The 25,112-nt window shown below is 63.5% G+C and carries 28 protein-coding genes; 16 read left to right on the forward strand and 12 right to left on the reverse strand.

Annotation, left to right across the window (positions count from 1 at the left end):
• Window positions 1-314: 314 nt before the first annotated feature.
• From rnr to rpmG, 4 genes are all read left to right on the forward strand, one after another.
• Window positions 315-2,627: a ribonuclease R gene (rnr, locus tag JQC81_RS11600; RefSeq protein ID WP_246520365.1), complete on the forward strand. Its 2,313-nt coding sequence runs from the start codon at window positions 315-317 to the stop codon at window positions 2,625-2,627.
• Between the two features lie 15 nt (window positions 2,628-2,642).
• Window positions 2,643-3,116 carry a DUF983 domain-containing protein gene (locus tag JQC81_RS11605; RefSeq protein WP_203271971.1) on the forward strand — a complete coding sequence of 158 codons (474 nt, stop codon included), beginning with the start codon at window positions 2,643-2,645 and terminating at the stop codon, window positions 3,114-3,116.
• The gene (locus JQC81_RS11610) at window positions 3,094-3,819 is read left to right on the forward strand and encodes an NUDIX hydrolase (RefSeq protein ID WP_203272037.1); all 726 of its coding nucleotides are present in this window, start codon (window positions 3,094-3,096) and stop codon (window positions 3,817-3,819) included. The genes JQC81_RS11605 and JQC81_RS11610 overlap by 23 nt, the downstream gene beginning before the upstream one ends.
• A 300-nt stretch (window positions 3,820-4,119) precedes the next feature.
• A complete protein-coding gene (gene rpmG, locus JQC81_RS11615) occupies window positions 4,120-4,287 on the forward strand; it encodes a 50S ribosomal protein L33 (RefSeq protein WP_173950390.1) in 168 nt (55 codons plus the stop codon).
• A 101-nt stretch (window positions 4,288-4,388) separates the two neighbouring features.
• Here rpmG and JQC81_RS33085 read toward each other — a convergent pair whose 3' ends face one another.
• From JQC81_RS33085 to JQC81_RS11630, 3 genes are all read right to left on the reverse strand, one after another.
• Window positions 4,389-4,976, reverse strand: a complete 588-nt coding sequence (locus tag JQC81_RS33085; RefSeq protein ID WP_246520366.1) for a hypothetical protein — start codon at window positions 4,974-4,976, stop codon at window positions 4,389-4,391.
• A gap of 225 nt (window positions 4,977-5,201) precedes the next feature.
• Window positions 5,202-5,837 carry an SGNH/GDSL hydrolase family protein gene (locus JQC81_RS11625; RefSeq protein WP_203271972.1) on the reverse strand — a complete coding sequence of 212 codons (636 nt, stop codon included), beginning with the start codon at window positions 5,835-5,837 and terminating at the stop codon, window positions 5,202-5,204.
• Window positions 5,834-6,214: a response regulator gene (locus JQC81_RS11630; protein ID WP_203271973.1), complete on the reverse strand. Its 381-nt coding sequence runs from the start codon at window positions 6,212-6,214 to the stop codon at window positions 5,834-5,836. Before JQC81_RS11630 ends, JQC81_RS11625 begins: the two co-directional genes overlap by 4 nt.
• Window positions 6,215-6,365: 151 nt before the next feature.
• On the opposite strand from JQC81_RS11630, the gene JQC81_RS11635 reads away from it, so the two are divergent.
• Complete coding sequence (locus tag JQC81_RS11635) at window positions 6,366-6,626, forward strand: hypothetical protein (RefSeq protein ID WP_203271974.1); 261 nt, start codon at window positions 6,366-6,368, stop codon at window positions 6,624-6,626.
• Window positions 6,627-6,646: 20 nt separating this feature from the next.
• Here the strand turns inward: JQC81_RS11635 and JQC81_RS11640 are convergent, their stop codons facing one another.
• Window positions 6,647-6,913, reverse strand: a complete 267-nt coding sequence (locus JQC81_RS11640; protein WP_203271975.1) for a hypothetical protein — start codon at window positions 6,911-6,913, stop codon at window positions 6,647-6,649.
• A 258-nt stretch (window positions 6,914-7,171) separates the two neighbouring features.
• On the opposite strand from JQC81_RS11640, the gene JQC81_RS11645 reads away from it, so the two are divergent.
• The 5 genes from JQC81_RS11645 to JQC81_RS11665 all read left to right on the forward strand — a co-directional run bounded on the left by JQC81_RS11645 (window position 7,172) and on the right by JQC81_RS11665 (window position 10,114).
• A complete protein-coding gene (locus JQC81_RS11645) occupies window positions 7,172-7,435 on the forward strand; it encodes a glutathione S-transferase N-terminal domain-containing protein (protein WP_203271976.1) in 264 nt (87 codons plus the stop codon).
• An 11-nt stretch (window positions 7,436-7,446) separates the two neighbouring features.
• Window positions 7,447-7,821, forward strand: coding sequence for an SPW repeat domain-containing protein (locus JQC81_RS11650; protein WP_203271977.1), 375 nt, complete (start codon window positions 7,447-7,449; stop codon window positions 7,819-7,821).
• A 70-nt stretch (window positions 7,822-7,891) separates the two neighbouring features.
• Window positions 7,892-8,074 (forward strand): hypothetical protein, encoded by a 183-nt coding sequence (locus JQC81_RS11655; protein WP_203271978.1) that lies wholly within the window; start codon window positions 7,892-7,894, stop codon window positions 8,072-8,074.
• 74 nt (window positions 8,075-8,148) lie between these two features.
• Entirely contained in the window at window positions 8,149-9,270 is a 1,122-nt protein-coding gene (locus JQC81_RS11660; RefSeq protein ID WP_203271979.1) for an FUSC family protein, read from the forward strand.
• Window positions 9,271-9,304: 34 nt separating this feature from the next.
• Window positions 9,305-10,114, forward strand: a complete 810-nt coding sequence (locus tag JQC81_RS11665; protein WP_203271980.1) for an alpha/beta hydrolase — start codon at window positions 9,305-9,307, stop codon at window positions 10,112-10,114.
• A gap of 4 nt (window positions 10,115-10,118) precedes the next feature.
• Here the strand turns inward: JQC81_RS11665 and JQC81_RS11670 are convergent, their stop codons facing one another.
• Both JQC81_RS11670 and JQC81_RS11675 read right to left on the reverse strand, forming a co-directional pair.
• Complete coding sequence (locus JQC81_RS11670) at window positions 10,119-11,960, reverse strand: adenine deaminase (protein ID WP_203271981.1); 1,842 nt, start codon at window positions 11,958-11,960, stop codon at window positions 10,119-10,121.
• A 515-nt stretch (window positions 11,961-12,475) separates the two neighbouring features.
• Window positions 12,476-12,859 carry a response regulator gene (locus JQC81_RS11675; RefSeq protein ID WP_203271982.1) on the reverse strand — a complete coding sequence of 128 codons (384 nt, stop codon included), beginning with the start codon at window positions 12,857-12,859 and terminating at the stop codon, window positions 12,476-12,478.
• 99 nt (window positions 12,860-12,958) lie between these two features.
• Here JQC81_RS11675 and JQC81_RS11680 point away from each other — a divergent pair, with 99 nt between their 5' ends.
• Both JQC81_RS11680 and JQC81_RS11685 read left to right on the forward strand, forming a co-directional pair.
• The gene (locus JQC81_RS11680; protein ID WP_246520368.1) at window positions 12,959-13,249 is read left to right on the forward strand and encodes a DUF3572 domain-containing protein; all 291 of its coding nucleotides are present in this window, start codon (window positions 12,959-12,961) and stop codon (window positions 13,247-13,249) included.
• Between the two features lie 12 nt (window positions 13,250-13,261).
• Window positions 13,262-14,530 (forward strand): DNA polymerase IV, encoded by a 1,269-nt coding sequence (locus JQC81_RS11685; RefSeq protein ID WP_203271984.1) that lies wholly within the window; start codon window positions 13,262-13,264, stop codon window positions 14,528-14,530.
• Between the two features lie 17 nt (window positions 14,531-14,547).
• Here the strand turns inward: JQC81_RS11685 and JQC81_RS11690 are convergent, their stop codons facing one another.
• The gene (locus JQC81_RS11690; protein WP_203271985.1) at window positions 14,548-15,387 is read right to left on the reverse strand and encodes a cell envelope integrity EipB family protein; all 840 of its coding nucleotides are present in this window, start codon (window positions 15,385-15,387) and stop codon (window positions 14,548-14,550) included.
• A gap of 127 nt (window positions 15,388-15,514) precedes the next feature.
• Here JQC81_RS11690 and JQC81_RS11695 point away from each other — a divergent pair, with 127 nt between their 5' ends.
• From JQC81_RS11695 to JQC81_RS11705, 3 genes are all read left to right on the forward strand, one after another.
• Complete coding sequence (locus JQC81_RS11695; RefSeq protein ID WP_036353649.1) at window positions 15,515-15,985, forward strand: RidA family protein; 471 nt, start codon at window positions 15,515-15,517, stop codon at window positions 15,983-15,985.
• Window positions 15,982-16,734, forward strand: a complete 753-nt coding sequence (locus tag JQC81_RS11700) for a glycerophosphodiester phosphodiesterase family protein (RefSeq protein WP_203271986.1) — start codon at window positions 15,982-15,984, stop codon at window positions 16,732-16,734. The genes JQC81_RS11695 and JQC81_RS11700 overlap by 4 nt, the downstream gene beginning before the upstream one ends.
• Before the next feature lie 63 nt (window positions 16,735-16,797).
• A complete protein-coding gene (locus JQC81_RS11705) occupies window positions 16,798-17,973 on the forward strand; it encodes a GNAT family N-acetyltransferase (protein WP_203271987.1) in 1,176 nt (391 codons plus the stop codon).
• On the opposite strand, the gene JQC81_RS11710 is transcribed toward JQC81_RS11705, so the two are convergent.
• Window positions 17,970-18,551: an NADPH-dependent FMN reductase gene (locus JQC81_RS11710; protein WP_203271988.1), complete on the reverse strand. Its 582-nt coding sequence runs from the start codon at window positions 18,549-18,551 to the stop codon at window positions 17,970-17,972. The two genes, JQC81_RS11705 and JQC81_RS11710, sit on opposite strands and share 4 nt — an antisense overlap.
• Before the next feature lie 302 nt (window positions 18,552-18,853).
• Between JQC81_RS11710 and JQC81_RS11715 the strand changes: the two genes are divergently transcribed.
• Window positions 18,854-21,235 (forward strand): HWE histidine kinase domain-containing protein, encoded by a 2,382-nt coding sequence (locus JQC81_RS11715; protein WP_203271989.1) that lies wholly within the window; start codon window positions 18,854-18,856, stop codon window positions 21,233-21,235.
• A 71-nt stretch (window positions 21,236-21,306) separates the two neighbouring features.
• Here the strand turns inward: JQC81_RS11715 and JQC81_RS11720 are convergent, their stop codons facing one another.
• From JQC81_RS11720 to JQC81_RS11735, 4 genes are all read right to left on the reverse strand, one after another.
• Window positions 21,307-21,558 carry a hypothetical protein gene (locus tag JQC81_RS11720; RefSeq protein WP_203271990.1) on the reverse strand — a complete coding sequence of 84 codons (252 nt, stop codon included), beginning with the start codon at window positions 21,556-21,558 and terminating at the stop codon, window positions 21,307-21,309.
• Window positions 21,555-24,017, reverse strand: coding sequence for an ATP-dependent Clp protease ATP-binding subunit ClpA (clpA, locus tag JQC81_RS11725; RefSeq protein WP_203271991.1), 2,463 nt, complete (start codon window positions 24,015-24,017; stop codon window positions 21,555-21,557). Before clpA ends, JQC81_RS11720 begins: the two co-directional genes overlap by 4 nt.
• A 28-nt stretch (window positions 24,018-24,045) precedes the next feature.
• Window positions 24,046-24,426 carry an ATP-dependent Clp protease adapter ClpS gene (gene clpS, locus JQC81_RS11730; protein ID WP_376772393.1) on the reverse strand — a complete coding sequence of 127 codons (381 nt, stop codon included), beginning with the start codon at window positions 24,424-24,426 and terminating at the stop codon, window positions 24,046-24,048.
• A gap of 296 nt (window positions 24,427-24,722) precedes the next feature.
• A complete protein-coding gene (locus JQC81_RS11735) occupies window positions 24,723-25,055 on the reverse strand; it encodes a phasin family protein (RefSeq protein WP_203271993.1) in 333 nt (110 codons plus the stop codon).
• Window positions 25,056-25,112: the final 57 nt, after the last annotated feature.

Raw genomic sequence — 25,112 nt, forward strand, 5'->3', positions numbered from 1 at the left:
TTCGGATCGGGATAGCCGGGACAAGCCCGGCTATGACGTTGAGTTTGGCAGCCTTGAAAGTTTTTTCGATTTCTTCCAGAAAATTTTGGAACCATCTTCCCGTCGGCTAGTTATACAAGCTCACCGGCTCATTCTGCCCCCACGGGCCGGTCCCTCAAGGCTCCCTCGCGGGGGCCTTATTTTTTGCCTGAACGGCCCATTGTCTCCACATGGATCTCTTGGCGCTCCCGTGCGTCATGACAATGACAGCCGCCGGGCTGGTCGCGGCCAAGCTTGCGTGCGACAAGGCCCCGTCAACCGAACGAGTTCCTCCCTTGGCGAAACGCACCGACACCCAGACCAACCTGCCCTCCCGCGAGGAGGTCGTGTCCTTCATCACCCAGGCTCAGGGCAAGGTGGGCAAGCGGGAGATCGCCCATCACTTCAACATCAAGGGCAACGACCGCATCTGGCTGAAGCAGATCCTCAAGGACCTGGAGATCGAGGGCGTCGTCGATCGTCGCGGCAAGACCATGCACAAGGCCGGCCAGCTGCCGCCTGTGGTGCTTGCCGACATCACGAAGCGGGATCGGGACGGCGAACTGATTGCCGTACCGACGGAATGGGACGAGGAGGAGCGCGGCTCCATCCCGACGATCATCATCGTGTCGCCGCGCAAGCCACGGCCGGGGATGCCCGTGGCTGGTGTCGGGGACCGGGCGCTTCTGCGGGTCGATCCGCTGAAACCCGGGGACATTCACCGCTATTCCGGCCGCGTCACCAAGATTATCGCCAAGAAGCAGGCCCAGGTGCTCGGCATCTTCCGGAGCCTGCCCGAAGGCGGCGGAAGGCTGATTCCGGTCGACAAGAAAGCGCGTGATCAGGAACTCCAGATCAGGCCAAGCGACGAGGGCGAGGCGCAGGACGGCGACCTGATTGCCGTATCCATCGTCAAGCACGGCCGCTTCGGCCTGCCGACCGCGAAGGTGAAGGAGCGCCTCGGCTCGGTCAAATCCGAGAAGGCCGTGAGCCTCATCGCGATCTTCGCTCACAACATTCCCAACGAGTTCCCGAAGGCAGTGCTGGACGAGGCCGCGGCTGCGAAGCCCGCCACCCTGGAGGGTCGCGAGGATTGGCGCTCCCTGCCCCTCGTGACCATCGACCCGCCGGATGCCAAGGATCACGACGACGCCGTCCATGCGGTGCCGGATGAGGACCCGAATAACGCCGGCGGCTTCATCGTCACCGTGGCGATTGCCGACGTGTCGGCCTATGTGCGCCCCGGCTCCGCCATGGACGGGCAAGCGCAGGAGCGCGGCAACTCGGTCTATTTCCCCGACCGGGTCGTGCCCATGCTGCCGGAGCGCATCTCCAATGATCTCTGCTCCTTACGGCCGCGGGAGGACCGCCCGGCACTCGCTGTGCGCATGGTGATCGGCCCCGACGGGCGGAAGATCCGCCACAGCTTCCATCGCATCATGATGCGGTCGGCGGAAAAGCTCTCTTATCAACAGGCGCAGGCAGCCATCGACGGCCGCCCGGACGAGGTCACGACGCCGATCCTCGACACGATCCTGAAACCCCTCTGGGCTGCCTATGAGCTGGTGAAGAAGGCCCGTGACATCCGCGAGCCGCTCTTCCTCGATCTGCCCGAGCGCAAGATCGTGCTGAAACCCGATGGTACCGTAGATAGGGTTTATGTCCCCGAGCGCCTGGAGGCGCACAAGCTCATCGAGGAGTTCATGATCCTCGCCAACGTGGCGGCGGCGGAAGCCTTGGAGCAAGCGCAGTCCGACCTGATCTACCGGGTTCACGACGAGCCTTCGCTGGAGAAGATGCGCTCCTTGAGCGAGGTGCTCGCCTCCATCGGCCTCAAGATTCCCGGACAGGGGCCGATCAGGCCGGAGCTGTTCAACCGGATCCTGCGCAGCGTTGACGGCTCCGAGCACCAGCTCTTCATCAACGAGGTGGTGCTGCGCTCCCAATCCCAGGCTGAATATGCGGCGGAGAATTACGGCCATTTCGGCTTGAACCTGAAGCGCTATGCTCACTTCACTTCGCCCATCCGGCGCTATGCGGACCTCATCGTCCACCGAGCGATCGTCTCGGCCCTGAAATTCGGCGAGGACGGGCTGCCTGCCAGCAATACCCGGGCGGAGCTGATCGAGATCAGCGCCAAGATCTCGGCCGCCGAGCGGCGGGCTATGGCGGCTGAGCGTGAGACAATCGACCGCCTGATCGCGCACTTCCTGGCTGACCGCATCGGGGCCACATTCCATGGACAGATCTCGGGCGTGTCGAAGGCCGGACTCTTCATCAAACTGAACGAGACCGGCGCCGACGGCTTCGTCCCGGCGGCCACCATCGGCAACGACTATTACCGTTACGATGAGGTGACCCACTCGATGCGCGGCGAGGATACCGGCGAGACCTACCGCCTCGGCGACAAGGTGGAGGTGAAGCTGGTGGAGGCGGCGCCCGTAGCAGGGGCGCTCCGCTTCGAGCTGCTCACCACGGGCCGGGTCACGGGCAAGACCGGTGGCGGTGGCCGGAAGGGGGGCAAGCGGCCGGCCCGCCGGGCCAAGGCCGCGGAAGCCTCAGCCCGCTCCCCGACCAGGGTGAAGGTCAAGCGGCGCGGGCGCGTCTGACAGAAGGATTGGGGCATGTCTTTGACGATCAAGACCGCAGCGGATGCGGAAGAGGTGAAGGTCATCCCGGCCATGCGGCGCGGCTTCCTGAACCACTGTCCGGCCTGCAACCGCGGCCGCCTGTTCGGACGCTTCCTCAAGGTGGTCGATCATTGCGAGGCGTGCGGCACGGAGTTTCACCACCACCGGGCCGACGACCTGCCGCCCTATCTGGTGATCTTCATCGTCGGCCACCTGATCGGATACGGCATCCTCATGACCGAGACCAAGATGGAGGTGCCGATGTGGGTGCATCTGGCCACGTGGCCGGCGCTCACCCTCATCCTGTGCCTTGCCCTGCTCCAGCCGGTGAAAGGCGCTGTCGTGGGGCTGCAATACGCGCTAGGTATGCATGGCTTCGGGGCGGCCCGGGCCAAGAAAGCCGATGAGGACAACGCACGTGACGGATATCGAAACCCTGGCGAAGATGGATCGCCTCGTTTCCGCTGAGACCAACCCCAAAGCTCCTGCCCTCCGCCCCGTCGACGCCGCAACCCTCATCATCATCGATCGCAAAACGAAGACCCCGAAGGTTCTCATGGGCAAGCGCCATGCGGGGCTCAAGTTCATGCCGGGCAAGTTCGTGTTCCCCGGCGGGCGCATCGAGGCCGGCGACCGCTCCATGACGGTGACGGGAGCGCTCCACCCCCGCGCCGAGCAGGCGCTCATGGCCCGCGTCACCCGCCCCTCCGCCCAGCGCTGCCGGGCGCTGGCGCTCGCCGCCATCCGTGAAACCTTCGAGGAGACGGGCCTGATGCTCGGCACCAAGGAATACGGCAGCCCGGAGCGTGCCCCCGCGGGCACGGCCTGGACGGCTTTTCACGAGCGGGGCGTTCATCCGGATCTCGAATCCCTGCACTTCATCGGCCGGGCGATTACCCCGCCGAAGCGGGTGAGGCGCTTCGACACCCGATTCTTCGCCGTGGACCGCACCGCTATCGCGGATGAGGTTGGCGGCGTCATCGGGCCGGAGGCCGAGCTTGTGGAACTGGCCTGGGTGACCATCGATCAGGCCAAGGCCTTGGACCTGCCGCCGATCACCACGGTGATCCTCGGCGAACTGGAGGCCCGGATTTCCGCCGGATTCGCTCAACAGCTCCCGGTCCCCTTCTTCCACCAGCAGCGCGGTCGGTTCGTCAGGGAATTACTGTGATCCCTCCACCTGTCATTCCGGGGCCGCGCAGCGGAGCCCGGAATCCATAATTGCTGGGACAACAGAACGGGGCAGTGGGAGCCGCGGCGCTCTGCCTTCAATTGTTGAGTTTATGGATCCCCGCCTTCGCGGGGATGACAATGGGTTCGCGATGGTGATTTTGATCCCCTACCCTTGACGAGAGAGGGAATATGGGGCATGGGAACCGCACGATTTTCCGGCCGGGTTCGCCCGGCCTTTGCGTTTCGGCGATGCCTTAAGGCCACCCGAACCGCCGAAACGAACAAGAGGTCCTGAACCATGGCCAAAGCCGCAACGATCAAAGTGAAGCTCGTCTCCACCGCCGACACGGGCTATTTCTACGTGACGAAGAAGAACTCGCGCACGATGACCGAGAAGATGTCGTTCAAGAAGTACGACCCGGTCGCGAAGAAGCACGTCGAGTTCAAGGAAGCCAAGATCAAGTAATCGGCTTCTAGCAGAACTGCTCAGATAAAAACCGCCCTTTCGGGCGGTTTTTTCGTCTCTGCGCGATGAGAGGGCAGCCCGGTCGGGCAGTCCTTCGTTGCTTAGCGGCTGGAGCGGGTATCCTCCCACCGGCGGATCCGGTCCATCTCGCGGTTATGGCGCCGGAGCGAGCCGGTGACGACCACGTCCCCGCGGGTGGTTCGATAGTAGGCCGCACGGTCGCGGTCACGATACACGACGCGGGAGCGACTGCGTGGCTCGCGGTAGACGACGCGGGTTGCCACGCGCGGCTGACGATAGACCACGCGAGGCTCGCGGTAGACGACACGGGTCCGGTAGACGGGGGCCGGCTGGTAGACGACGCGGGTCACGGGAGCCGAGTAATAGCCGTAAGCCGGATAGCTGTAGGCCGGATAGGCCGCAGGATAACCGTAGCCGTAGCTATAGGTGGAGCGATAGCCGTAGGCCGGAGCGCTGTACGGATAATAGCCGTAGCCGGGATAAGCATAGGACGGCGTGGCCGCCGCGGTGAGCAGACCGCCGAGGACGGCGCCGCCGATCAATCCGGCGGCAACCGCGCCGCCATTGTTCCAACCGCCCCGGTGATGGCGCCGGTACTGAGCATCAGCGGTTCCGACGCTTCCGACAGTGATGACGGCGACACTCGCCAGTATTGCTAACTTCTTCATGGTCAACCTCGTGAGAAGTGGCAAAGACCCTTCGATGCAAAATCAATTCAACACCTGCAGAATGGTTCGCAGCTTGGCTGCCGAACACTCATATTTTCTTTTGAAAACAACGATTTCTGAAGATTTGTTCAGGATCGTGCACATACAGGGAAGCAAAGGCAGCTGCGAATGCCCCCAGGCGCCGCAGGGAGGTCGTGCGGCTCCCCCCCGCCCTCATGGGGCCGTTCATTGAGCATAGACCTGCGAGCGCGGAAAAATGGTGTTTCCGGCTACCACTTGGGCAATCACGCCGGCGATCTTGTCGCCGCCCTTCGCCGAGGGTTCGATGGGATTGGCGTAGTCGTCCGGCTCGTCGCAGATGAGGCGCAGGTCGATAAGGGGGAGCCGTCGGGCAAAAGCCTCGCGTGTGATGACGTCGTTGAAGATGGACAAGGCCGTCACCACGAGACGCTGCTCCTGGGGATCGGGAAAGCGGGCATCGTAGATCGTGCAGACGGCAGTCGGCAGGCGCTGGTCGAGAATGCGGTCCAGCATGGCGCGGTAGTTGCGGGCGAATTCATCCTGCACGGCCGCGAATTTCCCGATCACCTCGGCAACGGACCTTGCCCCCTCGCGCAGGATCCCGCTGTGCCGCAGGGCGTCGTTACCGCCGACGCTCACGACGAGATGGGTCGCGTCCGAAGGCAGGCGGGACAGCTGGCTCAGAACCCCGGTCGTGACGGCGCCGTCGACCGCGCAGAGCGTTGCCCTCCAGCCCCCCGGCAGCTTCGCCTGGACCTGCCTGTTCACGTCCGGCTCGCCGCGCCGCACATAGGCGCCGTTGTCGAAGATGCTGTCGCCGAGCAGAACCACGTGGGTCATGAGCCTCTCCCGAGCAGCCGGTTCAAGGTTGGAACGAGATGAGTGGTCAGATAGGGCTTGGCCACGAATTCGGCGCCCGTCGGCACAGGACCCGAGGTGGCATCGGAATGCCCGGACATCATCACCACCGCGAGGTCGGGCCAACGCCTGCGCGCCAGACCGGCGAGCTCGTGCCCGTCGACTCTGCCGGGAAGATGCGCATCAGTCACGAGGCCATGGATCGCGGATGAGCTCTCAAGATGCTTCAAGGCCTCGTCCGAATCCGCGGCCTCCACCACCTCGTAGGACGCCTCCCGCAGATGGCGGGCGGTCGCCTGCCGGATGGTCGGCTCCTCGTCCACCAGAACGATCACCGGAGAAGGGTTTTGTGAAGGCACCTGTCCGTCCCCGAATCCCAAGAAGACTGCGTGTCGCGACAACTGAGGCGGAGTTGCCCTTGTTCCGGAGCAGCCTCCGCATGCGATCCGGAACGGGGTGTCACAGGCGGACGTTGATCCTAGGCCCGATCTCGGGCCAAGGAGAGATCAGATGATCGAGACGCTCAAGGTATCCCTGTTGACGATGATGCTGACGGTCTGGAGCGCCATCGCCATGGCCCAGACAGCGCCGGGCGGCACGCCCGGAACACCGGGCGGCGGAACGACCTCGCCGTCGGGAACGACCACGGGCGCCAATCCCGGCGGTGCCGCAGGCGAAGGCATGGACTGGGTCTGGATCATCGTGGCGGTCGTCGTAATCGCGGCCCTGTTGTTCTACTTCCTCGGCCGCGGCCGCAGCACGCGCGTCTGACGACGCACCCTCAGCATCGTTCAGGCTGGCGGCGGCTCGCTGCCGGCCTGGAAGAATGGCCGGAAGTTCTCCAGCCAGGATGCAAGCCACAATTCGAGGGCTGTCCTGGCGGCTTGTTCCGTGGGTCCATAGCCCCATACGTCCTCCTGCAGGGGCGTCGACCAGATCCAGAACCGGTTGCTGCCGTCATAGGCCACGCTGCCCACCTCGACGGACCCCACGAAGCCGACATGGCGGTTGAGGGGCACGCCGGCCACCCGATCCTGACGCCATTCGATCCTGCTCATGCGCCGCCGCGTCCTCCTGCCGATGACCGCGAACTAGCGCGGATGGGGGCCCGCACAAGGCCGGCTTGTCGCGGAACAGGCACGCGCCCCCGACGTTGGCGAACAGACCCTGAGGGAGAGATCCGATGGAAGGCGGCGCCATCTGGCTGATGACGATCGGCACAATCATCGTGCTGTCCGGCCTCATTGTCGGGATCGCCACGCTGCTCCGCCGCCGGCGCCGCTCCCTCAAGTGATAGGCCTCGAAAGGACGCGATCTTGAAGCTCGAACTCATCCACAAATGGGCCTGCCCCTATTCGGCCCGCGTCCGCGACTTCATTGAGGAGCGCGGCCTGCAGGACCGGATCGCGTACCTGGAGGTCAACGAGACGGAGGGCGCGAAGGACAGGCTCACGCAGCTGACCGGAAAGACCCAGGTGCCCTGCCTTGTCGCCGACGGAGAGCCGATCCTGGAGAGCCGTGACATCATCCAGTGGCTCGAGCACAACCTCGGTGGTGCGCAAGGCGCGGCACAGGCCTAAAGAACACCACCATGCGCTTCCTTCCCACCCGCGCCCACGGCGTGATCGACTACCTCTGGGGCATCGCCCTCATGGCAAGCCCATGGCTCTTCGGCTTTGCGGATGTGGCGGCCGCCACATGGGTGGCCATCGTGTTCGGCGTAGGAGCGATCCTGTATTCCGTCGTGACAGCCTATGAGCTCGGCCTCCTGAAAATCCTGCCGATGCCCATGCATCTGATCCTCGACGGGATCGGCGGGATCGTGCTGGCGGCCTCGCCATTCCTGTTCGGCTTCGCAGATCGGGTGCTCTGGCCGCATGTTCTCTTCGGCCTGTTCTCCGTCATGGCGTGCTTCGTCACACGTCTCGAACCGATGCTGACGACAGGCCACCGGGAACCGGCCTGAATACCCAGAAAGCTTCGTTGACGAGCCTGCCGGCGAGGCGCAGCATCTTGGCGCCACAAGGGAGGCAGCCATGTTCGAGAGCATCGTCCAGGCAAGTGAGGCCCATCGCGAAAGTGCCCATCGGATGGTGGGATCCCTCAGGATGGCCCTGAAGGGCTGCCCGGAATGCGGCACGTCACAGATGATCGCGTCGCCCAGCCTCGGCGTCTGCGACGATTGCGGATCGAGCCTCGTGGTTCTTCCGCACGAATAGTCTCGCCCCGCCAACCGCTATTCCCGTAGGCGATCCTGCGAACCACGCTCTATGCTCCGCTTTCGGAGAATCGCATGGCATTGTCTGGGTGGATCGAGCGGGCAGGCGAACGCCTCGGCACACGGGGCGCGGAGCTGAGGCTGGCATTGCGTGTCACCATCGCGGGTGTGCTGGCTTATGCAGTCACCCGCTTCTTCGACATGCCGCAGGGCTATTGGGCGGTGATCACGGCTGTCGTTGTTATGCAAGCGAGCGTCGGCGGCTCCCTCAAGGCTGCCGTGGAGCGCTTTAGCGGCACGCTCGCGGGGGCCGTTTATGGCGGCGTGATTGCTGCCCTCATTCCGCATGGCTCGGCTGTCACCCTCGGGCTCGCCATTACCGCGGCTCTGCTCCCGCTGGCGCTGCTTGCGGCCGTCAGACCGGCTTTCCGCGTGGCACCGATCACGTCGCTGATCATGCTGCTGCCGCCCACGGGGCAGACCATCGGCCCTCTCGCCTCGGCCATGGACCGGGTGCTGGAGATCACGCTCGGCAACGTGGTGGGCGTGCTCGTTGCCGTGTTCGTGCTGCCCGCGCGGGCCCATAATCTGATGACGGACGCGGCCGCCAAAGTCGTGTCGCTCAACGCGGACCTCGTCACCGTGTTCATCGACGAGCTGACTGACGCCCAGACCGGCCGCTCGGCCCTACAAAAAATACACCCTCAGATCCGCTCGGCCCTGAAGAAGGCGGAAGCCGCCGCCGAGGAAGCGGCGCGGGAGCGCCGGACCCACCTCACCGAGGCGCCCGATCCCGAGCCGCTCATTCGCACGCTCTACCGGGTGCGTCATGACCTCGTGATGATCGGCCGCGCGGCGTCCGCTCCCCTGCCCGCTCCGGTTCTGGACAGGCTCAGGCCCTCGCTCACGACGCTGCATCAGACTACGCGTGCGTTGCTCCTGAACTTGGCTGACGCGCTGCGACATCACACGAAGCCGCCGGACGCCGAAGCCTTCCGCGCAGCCCTGGAGGCTTTCACCAGAGATGCGGACGCGCTGCGCGCCGATGCACTCGTTCGCGAGCTACCGGGTCATGCATTCGGACAGGTCTTCGCCCTGGGTTTCGCCTTCGAGCAGTTCCAGAAAAACCTCGGCGATCTGCTCGCCCGCACCGATGAACTCGCTGCGGAGCGCACCAAAACGCCTCCGGGGAGTTGACGTGCCTGTGGCTCCAACATCCAGGTCGGCACCGATGTGGCTTCTTACCCTCGTCCTCGGCATAGCCCTGCTCTACGCTGGCTTCATTCTTGTGACGGCCTTGTTTCAGACCAGGATGCTGTTCCCGGCACAGATGGCGGCCGCCAATCGCCCTCCACTGCCATCATCCGCGGAGAGACTTGAACTGACCACGCCCGATGGCGATCGCCTCATCGGTGTGCGGCTTGGAAAGGCATCTGGCGAGAAGCCGCTCGTGCTCGGCTTCGGCGGCAATGCCTGGAATGCGGATGCCGTTGCGCTCACCCTGCATGGGCTCTTTCCCGATCATGAGGTGATGGCCTTCCATTATCGCGGCTATCCGCCGAGCAGCGGAGAGCCCAGCGCGAAGGCGCTGCTCGCGGATGCGCTGACGATCTTCGATCACCTGCAACAGGAGCGCCCTCGGAAAGTGGTTGCGGTCGGCTTCAGCATCGGCAGCGGTGTCGCGGCCAATCTCGCACACCACCGGGAACTCGCAGGCCTGATCCTCGTCACGCCGTTCGACTCGTTAAAGGCTTTGGCGCGGGAGCACTTCTCCTGGGCGCCGACGGGCCTTCTCCTGCGCCATCACATGCCGACCATCGATCTGGTGAAGGATCGGCCGACGCCTACGGCACTGATTGCAGCAGGCCGCGACACTATCGTCCCGCCGCGTCGGACTGTGCCCTTGCGGAGCGCCATTCCCAATCTTGTTCTTGATCGCACGATCATGGATGCGGGACACAACGAACTTTACCAGCATCCCGCCTTCGTGGCCGCGATGCGTGAGGCGGTCGCTGCTTTCGACGCCACCGCCCCCCGCTGAGAACTTACCCCTCGTAAAGCGGCACCAGCTCCATCTCCGGCACCAGTACCAAACCCTTGTCGGTAATGCGGATCTCCGGGATCACCGAGAGCGGGATCAGGTTGAAGCCCATATAGGGAATCTTGCAGCCGGCCTTCTTCCACGCAACTTTCAGCGCACGCGTTTCTTCCGCCACTTCCGTCACGCGCTTGTCGGAGAGAAGACCCGCGATGGGCAGCGGCACCATGGCGACGACATGGCCCTGATCGACCACGCAGACGCCACCCTGGCTCTCGATCAGCGTCTCGAGCGCCACGCGCATATCGGCCTCGTTGGTACCGGCCACAATGACATTGTGCGAGTCGTGCCCGACGCTGCTCGCGACCGCGCCGCTCTTGAGGCCGAAATCCTTGAGCAGCCCAAGCGCCACACCCTTGCCGCCCGTGCGGCCGTGGCGCTCGATCACCGTCACGAAGGTGAGGTCGTTCTTGGAGAGCAGAGCGTCCCAGTTCTCCTCCTTCTGCAACTGCACTTTGTCATGGAACAGCACAATGCCCGGCAGCGCCACGCGGATCACGTTGGCGGTGCAGGCCTCCTTCGGCAGATCCGGGATCAGCTTCGGTACGCTCGGGATATGAACCGTGCGATAGGCCTCGCCTGGGTAGCGGTAGCGGTTCGAGAGGGCCTGATCGAGCATGGGCGTGATCCTCTTCGCCTCGACCACGAGCTCGCCCCCATACCAGGTGTTCTGCACGTCGAGGTCGTCGTTGAGCAGCACGAGGTCGGCGCGGCGTCCGCCGCCGAGGCCGCCGATCTCTCCGTCCATCCCAAAGCGTGTGGCGGGATGAAGCGATCCCATGCTCCAGGCCTGCTCGCGGTTCATGCCTGAGCGGCGGGCTTCGCGCGTCACCCAGTCCATGCCGAACATCATCAGGTCGTCGGCATCGCGGTCGTCGGTGCAGACGCAGATGCGCTTGTGGGAGGAGCCAAGGTCCGTGATCGTCTTGATGGCCTCAGGCAGCGAATGCCACGGCGTCGTGGGCGGGCCGCCGCGCAGGAAGATCCACACGCCGGCATCGAGCAGATCGTCGGCGATGTCCCGGTCTATGGCCTCGTGCGTGTCGGTGACGCCGCTCGCCGCATAGGCCGCCACGAACTCGCGCCCGTAGATGTGACCCGACACGGGCTTACCGCGCTCCAGCGCCGCCGCGAGGATCGCGTGGCTGCGCTCGTCGCCCATGGTGACGGGCACGAAATCCATCTTCTCGCCGAGCGCCGCGGCTTCCGGCCAGCGATCGAAGAGCGCCGCGATCTTCTCAGGAGTCAGGTCGCCGCCCGCCGTCTCGAGATCCGGCGTGGTGGCAGGGACCGTGCTGGGAACCGTGAGGAAGATGGAGAGCGGCGCATGGCGCGCATCCTCCAGCATCATCTCGATGCCAGCTGCATCCATCACGTTGCCGATCTCGTGGCTGTCGCAGAAGATCGTGGTGGTGCCGTTGAGCAGCGCTGCCTCGGCATAGGCGCAGGCGGTGATCATGCTGCTCTCGATATGGATATGCGGGTCGACGAGTCCCGGGGCGATGATGCCGCCCCTGGCGTCGTAGACCATGCCAGGAGAGCCCGCGACCTGCCGGTAGGAACCGGCCGGCTTCACGGCGGCGATCCGTCCGCCGGCGATCCAGACCTCACGCTCGGAAGTGATGCGCTCGCTGTAGGTGGAGAGCACCCGGGCGCCGGTGATCACGAGGTCGGCCGGCGCCCGGCCGGACGCCACATCGGCGAGGCGCCGGGTCATGGTGGACAGGGGAGAGACGGAGAAGCGGGTCAGCGCGGTCTTGGGCGGCAAGGAAGGTGTGCGGTGGTCCATGATCCCTCATCCCGTTTGTAAAAGCGTCGGCTTAAGCTAGCAGGGCAGGATCGGAATCGCATCCCGCATCGCGCGGGAAGCAGATTGACCTAAGGGCATATTTCCTTACGGCCAAGCTTGGCGTAAACAGGTATGTAGCTGATTCGCTTGGAGAAACAGGAGGTTCGATCCGAACCCGCTTGAGAGCTCAGCTGGCCAAAACAAAAGGCGCCTTGCGGCGCCTTATTGGAAAAAGTTGGTGGCCAGCCGGGAGCAGCGTTGAGGAGGCAACATCTGCTCCCAGGCTGGCCGAGCCCACGAAGTCCCAGGAGATGCGGCGGACCTGAGCATCCGTAGGGCATTTCTTCCGCTCACGGCGGAAACTATGGTCGAACGTATAGGAAACATGAGGCGTTGCAAGCGCCCATGTGGCCAAAAAGCGGCATTTTCCCAAAAAATTTAAAGCGAAGGTATCTCAAGGAGATGAATCCGCTTGCTCAGCCGTCGGATTCACCCCGACTAAGGATTTGGTCAAATCATGCCGGCTTCGTATCGGCCTCAAGGTAAGTCTTCACGGTCGCGATAAACTTGGCCACCGAGATCGGCTTGGACATATAGGCTTCGCAGCCGCCTTCCCGAATCCTCTCTTCGTCGCCCTTCATGGCGAATGCCGTGATGGCGATGACGGGAATCGACTTGAGCTCTTCGTCGGCCTTGAGCCAGCGGGTCACCTCGAGACCGGAGACCTCGGGCAGCTGGATGTCCATGAGGATCAGGTCCGGCTTGTGAGCCCGGGCCAGTTCCATGGCCTCGATGCCATGGCTGGTCTTGAGGGTCGCATAGCCATGGGCCTCGAGGAGATCGTTGAAGAGCTTCATGTTGAGTTCGTTATCCTCAACAATGAGTACGGTCTTCTTCATTGGCGCTATCCCGGGGCCCAAAACGCACTTCACCGGCCCGAATTTTCGTCTGATGGTATAGTTAGGTCCAAACCTATTGATGAAATGCAAACTGACAGCATGAACACACCCTTAAAAAGAGTTACCCGCGAGGAGGCCGAAAATGTCGCAGTGGGGGCTTTCGCCTTCATCACGAGCGACGAGGAGCGCCTTGGACGGTTTCTCGCCGTCTCGGGCCTGGGGCCGGATAATATCCGCTCGGCCGCCTCGTCGCCCGGCTTCTTCGCCGGGATCCTCGACTACGTGGTCTCCGACGAGCCGCTGCTGATCGCCCTGGCCCAGGAGCTGAACACCAAGCCGGAGCACATCATGAGCGCCCGCTGGACCCTGTCCCCCTCCGAGTTCGAATAGCCGCACTGTCCCATGAGCGACGCACCCTTCTGCCGTGACTGCCTGACACTGTCTGCCAGCCCCCTGGCGGCGCGGTGCACGGCCTGCGGGTCCCCTCGCCTGCTGCGGCACAAGGAGCGCGACAGCCTCTCCATCGCCCATGTGGATTGCGACGCCTTCTTCGCCGCCGTGGAGAAGCGGGACGATCCGAGCCTCGCCGACAAGCCGGTGATCATCGGCGGTGGCAAGCGCGGGGTCGTCTCGACCGCCTGCTACATGGCGCGCATCTATGGGGTGCGCTCCGCCATGCCCATGTTCCAGGCGCTCAAGCTCTGCCCGCATGCGACGGTCATCAAGCCGAACGGCGAGAAGTACAGCAAGGCGGGCCGCGAGGTGCGTCAGCTCATGTTGGAACTGACGCCGCTGGTGGAGCCCGTCTCCATCGACGAAGCCTTCCTGGACCTCACCGGCACGGAGCGCCTGCACCACGGCAGCCCTGCCCTGACGCTGGCGCGCTTCGCCCGCAAGGTGGAGATCGAGATCGGGATCTCGATCTCCGTCGGTCTGTCCTACAACAAGTTCCTGGCCAAGATCGCCTCCGACCTCCAGAAGCCGCGCGGCTTCTCGATCATCGGCCGGGAGGAAGCCGCCGACTTCCTGGCCGACAAGGCGGTCGGGATCATTCCCGGAATCGGCGCCTCGGCTCAAGCCCGGCTCGCCAAGGTGGGCGTGACACAGATCGCGCATCTGCGCACCGTCGAGCTGAAGACACTGTTCGAGGCGCTCGGTCGCGACTCGCAGCGACTGTCACGGCTCGCCTGGGGCGAGGATCATCGGAAGGTGACGCCGGAGCGGGAGACCAAGAGCATCTCGGCGGAAACCACCTTCGAGACGGACCTTCGCTCGTTCGACGAACTCGAGCCGATCCTCTGGCGGCTCTCCGAGAAAGTCTCGCGCCGCCTCAAGAAATCGGGCCTGGCCGGGCGCAGCGTGACCCTGAAATTGAAAGACAAGGACTTCCGGCTGATCACCCGCACCCGCTCGGGCTTTGCGCCGACACAGCTTGCCGCCCGGCTGTTCGACCCGGCGCGGCAGCTCCTCAAGGCCTCCTGCGACGGCACGGCCTTCCGCCTCATCGGCATCGGCGCCGCCGATCTGTGCGATGCGGCGGACGCGGATAAAGGCGATCTTGCGGACCAGTCCGTAGTGCGGCAGGCCCATATGGAAGCCGCCATCGACAAGATCCGCGACAAGTTCGGCGTGGGCGCCCTGCAGAAGGGAATCGTGCTGCGCAAGCCTTAGCCGGCAGAGACCATGCTCTAGCGCTGGCAGGGGCTCGGCTTCTGGACGTCGAGGCTCTTCAGCTCGCCCTTAAGGGCGAAATCGCCGTAATCGAGCTTGAGGTCCCGGCTGATGCCGTTCTCGAAGAGCTCGAAGGAGATCCGGTAGACCGGGGTCCGGTCGCCCTTGCCTTCCTCAAAATAGCTGATGGTGATCGGCCAGCGCGCCAGCGAGGCGAGATCGTCCTTCCGGACGGGCTCCTCCAGGGACGCCAGGGCCGTTCCGGGCTCGATCTTGCGGCCGATCAGCCCGAGGGTGTCGTAGACCTTGTCCCCCTTGTTGGAGCCGTCATAGACCTTCACCGACAGGGTCGTATCGCCCCGGCGCCCAGCTTCGATGAGGCGTTTGAGGTGCTCGGTCGGGAACACCGTCTCGCCGGAGGAGCCGAACGCGGTCTTCTTCGGTTGCTTGAGATCCACGTTGAGCATGCCGTCCGGGGTGATCTTGGCGTCGCCGTCGACCTCGCTGTCCTTGATCATACCCTGCCGGAACGACGTGGACTTGAAATGCATGGAGCGGCCGTCGCCGGTCTCATAGGTGGCGGTCTGAACATCCATGGTATTGGCGCCGGACTCGCTGCTGTTGAGGATCGTCACCTGGCGGTACTTGAGGGTGTAGCCATCGCAGGCATCGCCGCCGAATTCCATGGCGATGCGCCCCCTCGCGCTCTCGACCCCGTTGGAGCCGCCCGCCCGCAGGAGCGACAGATCGTAGACGGCCCGATGGGGCGCGAGTTGAACCGGGGCCTTGGCTGTCTCCGCGAAGGCGGGCATCAGCGAGGCGATGGACAGGCCGAAGGCCATAACGAACAAACGCATATCTTCTCCCGACGCAACGGCAGCCAAGATAGGCCGCTCCTGCCCACAGGGCAATGTTCCCGCTTGCGTCCTTCCGGCTCATCCGCCACTACTCCGTCCGGATGATGTCACACCGATCGAGGCTTCCATGAGCAAAGTCGACAAGAAACTTCAGGAACTGGGGATCACCCTGCCGACCCCGGCGGCCCCGGTGGCAAATTATGTGCCGTTCGTCCGAACCGGCAACCTCGTCATCATCTCCGGGCAGCTCTGCCTCGGGCTCGACGGCAAGATGGCCGACGCCCACAAGGGCAAGGTCGGCGCCGAGGTCTCGCCTGAGGTCGGCCAGGAGGCCGCGCGGCTCTGCGCTATCAATCTTCTCGCCCAGCTGAAGGCCGCCGTCGGCGACCTCGACAAGGTCACGCGCTGCGTGCGCCTCGGCGGCTTCATCAACGCGGTGCCCACGTTTGCCGCTCTTGCCCCGGTCATGAACGGCGCCTCGGACCTGATGGTCGAAGTGCTGGGCGATGCCGGGCGCCACGCCCGCTCCACCGTCGGCGTCGCCGAGCTGCCGCTCGATGCCTGCGTCGAAGTCGAAGGGATGTTCGAAGTCCAATGAGCATCCCCGGCTGGCTCGTCGCGAAGCCCATCGCCCATCGCGGCCTTCACAATAAACCCGAGGGCATCATCGAGAACACGGTCTCGGCCGCGGAAGCCGCCATCGCGCGCGGCTTTCCTATCGAGCTCGACGTTCAACTGACCGCCGACAATGAAGCCATCGTCTTCCACGATTTCGAGCTCGACCGCCTCACCGGCCAGACCGGCCTGGTGGCCGAGCGGAAGCTCTCCGATCTGACCCGGATCGACATCGCCGGCGCCAAAGGCGGAGACAAGATTCCCTCGTTCAAGGATTATCTCGGCACCATCGCCGGCCGCACGTCGCTGGTCATCGAGATCAAGAGCCAATTCAACGGGGACATGCGGCTGACGAAGCGGGTTATTGAGATCATCAAGGATTACGACGGCCCGCTCGTCATCAAATCCTTCGATCCGGACATCGTCACCCACCTGCGCGAGCATGCCCCGAACATCACACGCGGGTTCATCGGCGAGTTGGAATACGCGTCCAAGGCCGACAACTTCCTGACGCCCGAGAAGAAGCACCGGATGGCGAACCTGCTCCATTTCGGGGAGTCGCAGCCGCACTTCCTGTCCTGGCGCGTGAAGGACATCCCCTGCGCTTCGACCCATCTCAGCAGGCTCCTCGGGAACCTGCCGGTCATGACCTGGACGGTGCGGACGCCTGAGGAACGCGCTCACGCGGAGAAGCACGCGGATCAGATGGTCTTCGAGGGCTTTCTGCCCTAACGGTTGCAAGGATCCCGTCCAGTGATTAGCTCTTAATCCCTAACGGCGGGGTCCTTCCACCCAGTGAACGTCCAAGTCAAAATTGCCCAGGGCCTGAAGGCCGTTCCTGCCGCCCAATGGGATGCCTGTGCCTTCGGCACAGGATCCGGCGACGACGAACCGTTCAACCCGTTCGTGTCTCATGCCTTCCTCTCGGCGCTTGAGGATTCTGCTTGCGTTGGCGCCAAGACCGGTTGGGCACCCCTGCATATCCTTGTCGAGGACGAAGCTGAGACAATCCTGGGCGCCGCGCCCTGCTACCTGAAATCCCATTCTCAGGGCGAATACGTGTTCGACCATTCCTGGGCGGATGCCTATTCACGGGCCGGTGGGCGGTACTATCCCAAGCTCCAGGTGGCAGTGCCGTTCACGCCCGCCACCGGCCCTCGCCTCCTCGTGCCGAACGGCCCTCAGGCGGCGGAGACCCGCTCCTACCTCATCGCCGGCCTGCGGGCGCTGCGGGATCAGACCGGCGCCTCGTCCATCCATGCGACCTTCCTGCAGCAGGACGATCTCGAAGCCTTTACGTCCGAGGAGTTCCTGCTCAGAAACGACCAGCAGTTTCACTGGTTCAACGACGGCTACGGGAGCTTCGACGGCTTCCTGGCGGCGCTTGCCTCGCGCAAGCGCAAGGCCATCCGGCGCGAGCGGCGTGATGCTCTGGCCAACGGCATCACGGTCGAATGGGTGACGGGCAAGGACATCACCGAGGCGCATTGGGACGCGTTCTTCGCCTTCTACATGGACACGGGCTCCCGCAAATGGGGCCGGCCCTATCTCAACCGCCTCTTCTTCTCGCACATCGGCGAGCGCATGGCGGACCGGGTGCTGCTCGTGATGGCAAAGCGCGATGGCCGTTATATCGCAGGCGCCATCAACTTCATCGGCGACAAACGCCTCTACGGGCGCAATTGGGGCTGCATCGAGGATCACCCGTTTCTGCATTTCGAGGTCTGCTACTACCAGGCCATCGCATTCGCCATCGAACGCGGCCTCGACCGGGTCGAGGCGGGAGCGCAGGGCGAGCACAAGCTGGCGCGGGGCTACAGGCCCGTGCTCACCTCATCGGCGCACGACATCGCCGATCCTGGACTGCGCCGGGCCGTGCAGGCCTATCTCGATCAGGAGCGCCTCTACGTATCGGAGGCGGCCGAGGAACTGGAAGAAGCGACCCCGTTCAAGCATCGGGAAGAGGATTAGGCGCTGGCCGCAGGCGCACCTTGCCGGGCCGCACGCGCAAAGGCGACGAAGCCCTCAAGAAATTTCCGAAGCTGGTCCTCGATCTTCTGATCGGCCAGGGTGCCGTCCTGATTGAACACCGTCCCGGCCCGCGACACCATCAGGCGGCCGCCGGACCAGAAATCGGCTTTCAAGGTGCGCAGGATCGGGAGCCATGCATTCTGGGACAGAATTGTGCCGAACCCGCCAGGTGAGGCACCGATCACGGCCACGGGCTTGTTTCCGAAAACACGCTTGATGTCGGAGTCCGGGCGCGAGAGCCAGTCGATGGCGTTCTTGAACACGCCCGGGATCGAGTTGTTGTATTCCGGCGTCACCAGGAGCAGACCATCCGCAGCCGCGATGGCATCCTTCAGTGCCGTCACCTTCTCCGGGATTCCTTCTGATGCCTCCAGATCCGCATCGTAGAGCGGAATGCCGCGAATGGTCTCGACGACGAGTTCCGAACCTGCCGGCATTATGCCGGCAGCGCCGCGAAGGAGCGCAGAATTGTAGGATGCCTGCCGCAAGCTGCCTGACAGGCCGATCAATGTCGTCATGGGGACCTCGCGTTCGTCCGAGCCGCCAAGAAAGTGCCGTTGCGGATTCGCAATCTCATTGAGGCTAGGAGGCACCTTAAACAAGGTCAAACCAGCAAGGTAGGAAGAGGAGACCGCCCTTGGTCTAAAAGCGCCGACAAGTCGATATCAGAGTCCTAGAAATCATGGGATGACGGTTCATATGTGTCTTGCTGACCTCAAACCCTCCTTCCATCCCGTCGAAACTTCATGGAATGGTCTCCTTACAATCCCCGGTGCGGCCCAACAGAGACGAATTTCTGCCGTTTCAGGTTTCTCGATTCTTGGATGACTTCAAACCCGACCTGCTGGTAGCCCCCGTGATGCAACATCGTCTCGCACCTCTGCCGGACTTCCTTGCCAAGGGCGGCACCATGGGCGAGCGCGTCCGCCAGTACGATTGGTCGTCGACTCCGGTCGGCCCCATCGAGACATGGCCACACTCCCTGCGCACGGCCGTGAGCATGATGCTCCATTCGAAGTTTCCGACCTTCATGGTCTGGGGGCCGGAGCTGACTGCCTTCTACAACGACGCCTACCGGCCGATGCTGGGCACGAAGCCCGAGGCTCTCGGCCGTACCTTTCGCGAGATCTGGTCGGAAGCCTGGGATGTCATGGGGCCCATTGCGGAGCGCGCTCTCGCCGGCGAAGCCAGCTATTTCGAGGATCTGCCGATTACCCTTCAACGGAAAGGGTTTCCGGAGCAGACATGGTGGACCTTCTCCTACAGCCCCGTCCATGACGAGGCGGGCGATGTGGCGGGCGTTCTCTGCATCGTGCATGAAACGACTTCAAAAGCCCTGAGCGAGCAGCGGCTTGAGTTTCTTGTCCGCTTAAGCGACCGCCTGCGCGGCCTCAACGAGCCGATCGAGGTGATCACAGCAGCCCAGGAGATGCTGGGTGCCCATCTCGCAACCAGCCGCGTCGGCTATGGAGAGGTGGAAGAGACGGCTCGTTATTTCACCACGGAACGCAACTGGACCGACCGTACCGTCGCGCATCACACCGGAACCCATGATCTCGCAGCCTTTGGACCCGAGATCCAGGGCGCCCTCAAACGAGGGGAGACTCTTGCAGTCCACGACGTTTCGGTCGATTCACGCACCAATTCACCGGAGCATCTGGCAGCGTTCGCATACTTGGAAACGTCCGCCGTGGTCACGGTGAGCCTGATCAAGCAGGGACGCATGGTGGCGGCCCTCTACGTCCACAATCGTACCCCTCGCCTCTGGAACGAGAATGAAGTCAAACTCATCGAAGACGTTGCGGAGCGAACGTGGGATGCCGTCGAGCGCGCCCGCGCAGAAACCGCATTGCGGGGCAGCCAGGATCGCCTGCAGCTGGCCATCGACGCAGGCCGCATGGCCGTCTGGGAACATGAAACGGCGACCGACCGCATCACGGCAAGCCCCGAGCTCAACCGGATGCTCGGATATGCGGCGGATGCGGAACTAGACATCGCCGAGGTCCGAACCCGCTATTACCCCGGAGACCGTGAGCGGCTGAGTGCCACCGCGATGGGTGCCCTCAAAAAGGGAGAGCGGTTCTTCGAGGTCGAGTATCGCTTCTACAGAGTGGACGGGGCGCTGCGCTGGTTCCTGATGCGCGCCGAGATGCTGCTTGGTCCCGACGGTTTTCCGACCAGAACGATCGGCGTTCTTCTGGATATCACCGACCGCAAGGAAGCCGAGGAGACGCTGATCGAGAGAGAAGCGGAACTGATGGCTGCCCTTGAGGCCGGCTCGCTCGCCATCTTCGACTTCGATCACATCAAGGGCAGGATGAACCCCTCACCGCGTCTCAGCGAGCTTTATGGCTACCCGCCCGATCATGTGCTGACGATTGCGGATATCCGGGCCCGCTATCACCCCGATGATGTCTCAAAGATCATCGATAAGCGCGACAGGGAGCAGGAGGATACCAGCTTCCGCAACTTCGAATGGACGCTCCGTCTGATGATGCCCGACGGCGCGATCCGCTGGGTGAATGGGCGGGGTGAATACGTGCGGGACGAGGAGGACCGCATCATCAGATCCCGTGGCGTTGTCATGGACATCACCGAGCGCAAGCGCTGGGAGGAGCACCAGCAGCTGCTGATCAATGAGTTGAACCACCGGGTCAAGAATACCCTGGCGACCGTTCAATCCATCGCTTCCCAGACGCTGCGCAATGCCGGCACCGTGGAAGGCGCCCGCTCCGCCATGGAGGCGCGCCTGCTCGCCCTCTCCCGCGCTCATGATGTGCTGACGCGGGAAAACTGGGAAGGCGCCGGTCTCCTTGAAATCGTCCGCGAGGCCATGGCCCCCTATCGGCACGAGCGTGAGAGGCGCATCCACATGGATGGGCCGGATGTCCGCCTTTCGCCGCGCATGGCGCTGGCCATCGCCATGGCCCTGCAGGAACTCGCCACGAACGCGGTGAAGTATGGCGCCTTGTCCAATGAGCGCGGCGAGGTGCGGATTGCCTGGTCTATAAGTGATGGGTCGGACAAGCGCCTGCATCTGACCTGGTCCGAGACGAACGGGCCGGCGGTCGAAGTTCCCAAACGTCGCGGCTTCGGCATCAGGCTCATCGAGCGCAGCCTCGCTCAGGATCTTCACGGGAAAGCGACCATCGACTTCGCCCTCACCGGGATCATCTGTACTGTCGACGCCCCGATCGCCTGAGGGAACAAAGAAAAGCCGTACCGGACGGTGATCCGGTACGGCTTTGTTCAGGCTCGGCCGAGGATTGGGCTTCAGAGAGTGGCTATGATGGCCTCGATGCCTTCCATGATCGCCGCCGGCGAGGTGCCGAGAGCATTCAGGCCCACTTCAAGAAACCAGTAGCAGCCAAGAATGATCACCGGCACGAGGATCCAGCCGAGAATTTCCTCGAACCAGACGCGCCGACGACGGCGCTGGTAGCGCTTCTCGCGCCACGAGACCTTCGCCGGAGCATCCAGGGTGCGGGAGGCCTGTAGCGGCCCCTCGTGAATTTCAGACGTCATGCTCTAACCAATGGAACCTTCGGAACGGTGCGGACACCTCCGCCTCCATTACCATCGGAGCCCTTCGGCTTCACCGACTTTTTCGCCTTCGTGGACGCGGACTTCGCCTTGGGCTTCTTCTTGGCGTTGGTCACGACCTTCTCGGGCTTCGGCTTTACCGGGCCTTCGACATACTCGAAGCCTAAGCTCTGCAGGCCGATCTCGTCGGTCTTGACCACGACCTTGACGGCCCCGCCCTCTTTGAGGCGCCCGAAGAGCACCTCGTCGGCGAGCGGCGTCTTGATGGTGGTCTGGATCAGACGGCCCATCGGGCGGGCGCCCATGGCCTCGTCGTATCCATGCTCGACCAGCCACTCGCGGGCCTCATCAGTGAGCTCGATCGACACGTTGCGGTCGGCGAGCTGGGCATCCAGCTGCATGACGAACTTGTCGACAACCTTCTGGACCACTTCCTTGGGCAGGTGACCGAAGGAGATGATGGCATCGAGGCGGTTGCGGAACTCCGGCGTGAACAGCTTGTTCACGGCCTCTGTGTCGTCACCCTCCCGCTTGGTGCGGGTGAAGCCGTAGGCCGGGCGGGCCATGTCGGCGGCGCCCGCATTCGTGGTCATGATGATGATCACGTTGCGGAAGTCGACCTGCTTGCCGTTGTGATCCGTCAGCTTCCCGTGGTCCATGACCTGGAGCAGGATATTGAACAGATCCGGATGAGCCTTCTCGATCTCGTCAAGCAGGAGCACGCAGTGCGGATGCTGGTCGATGCCGTCAGTCAGGAGACCGCCCTGGTCGAAGCCCACATAGCCGGGAGGCGCGCCTATCAGGCGGCTGACCGTATGTCGCTCCATGTATTCCGACATGTCGAAGCGCAGGAGTTCGACGCCAAGCGACGTGGCAAGCTGCTTGGCAACCTCGGTCTTGCCGACGCCCGTGGGGCCGGCGAAGAGGTAGGAGCCGATGGGCTTTTCCGCGTCGCGCAGGCCGGCACGGGCTAGCTTGATCGCTGAGGACAGCGCCTCGATGGCCTTGTCCTGCCCGTAGACGACCCGCTTGAGGGTGTCCTGCAGGTGCGCGAGCACCTCCGCGTCGTCTTTCGACACGGTCTTGGGCGGGATCCGGGCCATGGTGGCGATGGTGGCCTCGATCTCCTTGATGCCGATGGTTTTCTTGCGACGGCCCTCGGGCAGGAGCATCTGCGATGCGCCGGTCTCGTCGATCACGTCGATCGCCTTGTCCGGCAGCTTCCGGTCATTGATGTAGCGGGCCGACAGCTCCACCGCCGCCTTCACGGCGTCGTTGGTGTACTTGAGCTTGTGGAAGTCCTCGAAATAAGGCTTCAGGCCCTTCACGATCTCGATTGCATCCGGCACGGACGGCTCGTTCACGTCAATCTTCTGGAAGCGACGCACGAGGGCCCGGTCCTTCTCGAAATACTGGCGGTATTCCTTGTAGGTGGTCGAGCCGATGCAGCGGAGGCTGCCCTGAGCGAGGGCGGGCTTCAGGAGGTTGGAGGCATCCATGGCGCCGCCCGAGGTGGCACCGGCGCCGATCACCGTATGAATTTCATCGATGAACATGATGGCGTTCGGATGGGCCTCGATCTCCTTCATCACCTGCTTGAGGCGCTCTTCGAAGTCGCCGCGGTAGCGGGTGCCGGCGAGCAGCGTGCCCATGTCGAGGGAGAAGACGGTCGCGCCCTTCAGAACCTCCGGCACCTGACCCTGGACGATCTTGCGGGCAAGGCCTTCCGCGATGGCGGTCTTGCCGACGCCGGGATCGCCGACGAGGAGCGGGTTGTTCTTCTGGCGGCGGCACAGGACCTGAATGGTACGCTGGACTTCGGACTCGCGGCCGATGAGCGGATCGATCCGGCCTTCCTTCGCCTTCTTGTTGAGGTTGACGCAGTAAGCCTCGAGGGCGTCGCCCTTTTTCTTGGCCCGTGCGTCGCCCTCGTCCTGGGTCGGACGCTCGTTCGACGACTCCTCCTCGGACCCGCGCGGAGAGCGGCTCTCCGTAAGACCCGGGCGCTTGGCGATGCCGTGGCTGATGTAGTTGACCGCGTCGTAGCGGGTCATGTCCTGCTCCTGCAGGAAATAAGCCGCATGGCTCTCCCGCTCGGCGAAGATGGCGACCAGCACGTTGGCGCCCGTCACTTCATCCCGCCCCGAGGACTGGACATGGATCACCGCCCGCTGGATCACGCGCTGGAAGCCGGCCGTCGGCTTGGAATCCTGGCGCCCGTCCGCGACGAGATTGGCGAGTTCGCTGTCGACATAATCCACCAGGTTGCGGCGGAGAACGTCGAGATCGACATTGCAGGCCCGCATGACGGCAGCCGCATCCTGGTCGTCGATCAGGGCCAGGAGAAGGTGTTCGAGGGTTGCGTATTCGTGGCGGCGCTCGCCGGCAAGAGCGAGGGCTCGGTGAAGGGCTTGTTCAAGACTGCGAGAAAAGCTCGGCAACGGCTTGTCCTTTATGAGCGGGGCTCGGCTAATTCTTTTCCATTACACATTGCAGAGGGTGCTGGTGCTTGCGGGCGAAATCCATCACCTGGGTCACCTTGGTCTCGGCAATCTCGTAGGTAAAAACTCCACATTCCCCGACGCCGTTCTGGTGTACGTGCAGCATGATCCGGGTCGCATCTTCCCGGTTCTTGTTGAAGAACCGCTCCAGCACATGCACCACGAACTCCATCGGGGTGTAATCATCGTTCAAGAGGAGAACGCGGTAAAGGTTCGGCCGTTTCGTGCGCGGCTTGGTTTTCGTGATGATGGCCGTGTTGGAGCGACCGCCATCATCTCCTCCAGGATCTCTCCCGGGAGGCTCCGACCCGCCGGCAGCCGAAATCGGAGACTGCCTCAACAGAGTCATAGTACCGTAAGCTAACCGCAGCATCGTCGGACGACCGCCCCTTGTTCTCGTCTGGCCCTGCCCGTGGCTCACATCCCGGTTCGAGCCACATCACACAGCCAAATCTATAGTCGCTCCATTCAGTTCGCCAGATCAACCAGATGGGTGGTCGCAGGACAGATGAAAAGAGCGACATGTTGGTCACGCCTTCGCGACCGGCCAACCGGCAGCTGGGCCTCTGGGGCGCTCAGCCCCTCAACGCAGAACGCCCGGCACGAGGCCGGGCGTTCATCCTAAAGGATAGGAGACTGCTTGCGTCAGGCAGCGGTCTTGGACAGGAGGCCCTCGTAGGGCTTCATGGTCTCGGTGGCGAGGTTCGAGTAGAGCGAGCCCATTTTGGTCGACTGGCTGACCAGATTGTCATAGGCGCCCTTCACGTAGGCAGTCTGGATCTCGACCGCCTTGTCCAGGGTCTTTACGCCGAGCAGCTTCTCGACCGTGGATGAGGTGTGCTCGAACGACTTGCGGGCGAACTCGGCCACCTCGGTGGCGATCGCCTGGGAGGTGCTGGAGAAAGCACCGAGCGCCTTCATGGTGGCATCCAGGTTGTCCTGGCCGAGCTTCTGAATCTGGTTGAACGGCTGAAGCATTGTGAACCTCGACAATAAGTCGTTTAATGATGGTCGGCGCCGCTGAGCAGCTGACGG

Source organism: Microvirga arabica, from assembly GCF_016811235.1.
Lineage (GTDB): Bacteria > Pseudomonadota > Alphaproteobacteria > Rhizobiales > Beijerinckiaceae > Microvirga > Microvirga arabica.

Excerpts from the sequence above, each read along its gene's own strand:
- JQC81_RS11605 (WP_203271971.1), top strand. The coding sequence starts at position 2,643 with ATGTCTTTGACGATCAAGACCGCAGCGGATGCGGAAGAGGTGAAGGTC.
- JQC81_RS11710 (WP_203271988.1), bottom strand. The coding sequence starts at position 18,551 with ATGACGACATTGATCGGCCTGTCAGGCAGCTTGCGGCAGGCATCCTAC.
- JQC81_RS11690 (WP_203271985.1), bottom strand. The coding sequence starts at position 15,387 with ATGCGTTTGTTCGTTATGGCCTTCGGCCTGTCCATCGCCTCGCTGATG.
- JQC81_RS11660 (WP_203271979.1), top strand. The coding sequence starts at position 8,149 with ATGGCATTGTCTGGGTGGATCGAGCGGGCAGGCGAACGCCTCGGCACA.
- JQC81_RS11700 (WP_203271986.1), top strand. The coding sequence starts at position 15,982 with ATGAGCATCCCCGGCTGGCTCGTCGCGAAGCCCATCGCCCATCGCGGC.
- rpmG (WP_173950390.1), top strand. The coding sequence starts at position 4,120 with ATGGCCAAAGCCGCAACGATCAAAGTGAAGCTCGTCTCCACCGCCGAC.
- JQC81_RS11640 (WP_203271975.1), bottom strand. The coding sequence starts at position 6,913 with ATGAGCAGGATCGAATGGCGTCAGGATCGGGTGGCCGGCGTGCCCCTC.
- JQC81_RS11720 (WP_203271990.1), bottom strand. The coding sequence starts at position 21,558 with ATGACGTCTGAAATTCACGAGGGGCCGCTACAGGCCTCCCGCACCCTG.
- JQC81_RS11650 (WP_203271977.1), top strand. The coding sequence starts at position 7,447 with ATGCGCTTCCTTCCCACCCGCGCCCACGGCGTGATCGACTACCTCTGG.
- JQC81_RS11635 (WP_203271974.1), top strand. The coding sequence starts at position 6,366 with ATGATCGAGACGCTCAAGGTATCCCTGTTGACGATGATGCTGACGGTC.
- JQC81_RS11675 (WP_203271982.1), bottom strand. The coding sequence starts at position 12,859 with ATGAAGAAGACCGTACTCATTGTTGAGGATAACGAACTCAACATGAAG.
- JQC81_RS11670 (WP_203271981.1), bottom strand. The coding sequence starts at position 11,960 with ATGGACCACCGCACACCTTCCTTGCCGCCCAAGACCGCGCTGACCCGC.
- JQC81_RS11685 (WP_203271984.1), top strand. The coding sequence starts at position 13,262 with ATGAGCGACGCACCCTTCTGCCGTGACTGCCTGACACTGTCTGCCAGC.
- JQC81_RS11695 (WP_036353649.1), top strand. The coding sequence starts at position 15,515 with ATGAGCAAAGTCGACAAGAAACTTCAGGAACTGGGGATCACCCTGCCG.
- JQC81_RS11610 (WP_203272037.1), top strand. The coding sequence starts at position 3,094 with ATGGATCGCCTCGTTTCCGCTGAGACCAACCCCAAAGCTCCTGCCCTC.
- JQC81_RS11735 (WP_203271993.1), bottom strand. The coding sequence starts at position 25,055 with ATGCTTCAGCCGTTCAACCAGATTCAGAAGCTCGGCCAGGACAACCTG.
- clpS (WP_376772393.1), bottom strand. The coding sequence starts at position 24,426 with ATGACTCTGTTGAGGCAGTCTCCGATTTCGGCTGCCGGCGGGTCGGAG.
- JQC81_RS11665 (WP_203271980.1), top strand. The coding sequence starts at position 9,305 with ATGTGGCTTCTTACCCTCGTCCTCGGCATAGCCCTGCTCTACGCTGGC.
- JQC81_RS33085 (WP_246520366.1), bottom strand. The coding sequence starts at position 4,976 with ATGAAGAAGTTAGCAATACTGGCGAGTGTCGCCGTCATCACTGTCGGA.
- JQC81_RS11625 (WP_203271972.1), bottom strand. The coding sequence starts at position 5,837 with ATGACCCACGTGGTTCTGCTCGGCGACAGCATCTTCGACAACGGCGCC.
- JQC81_RS11680 (WP_246520368.1), top strand. The coding sequence starts at position 12,959 with ATGAACACACCCTTAAAAAGAGTTACCCGCGAGGAGGCCGAAAATGTC.
- JQC81_RS11655 (WP_203271978.1), top strand. The coding sequence starts at position 7,892 with ATGTTCGAGAGCATCGTCCAGGCAAGTGAGGCCCATCGCGAAAGTGCC.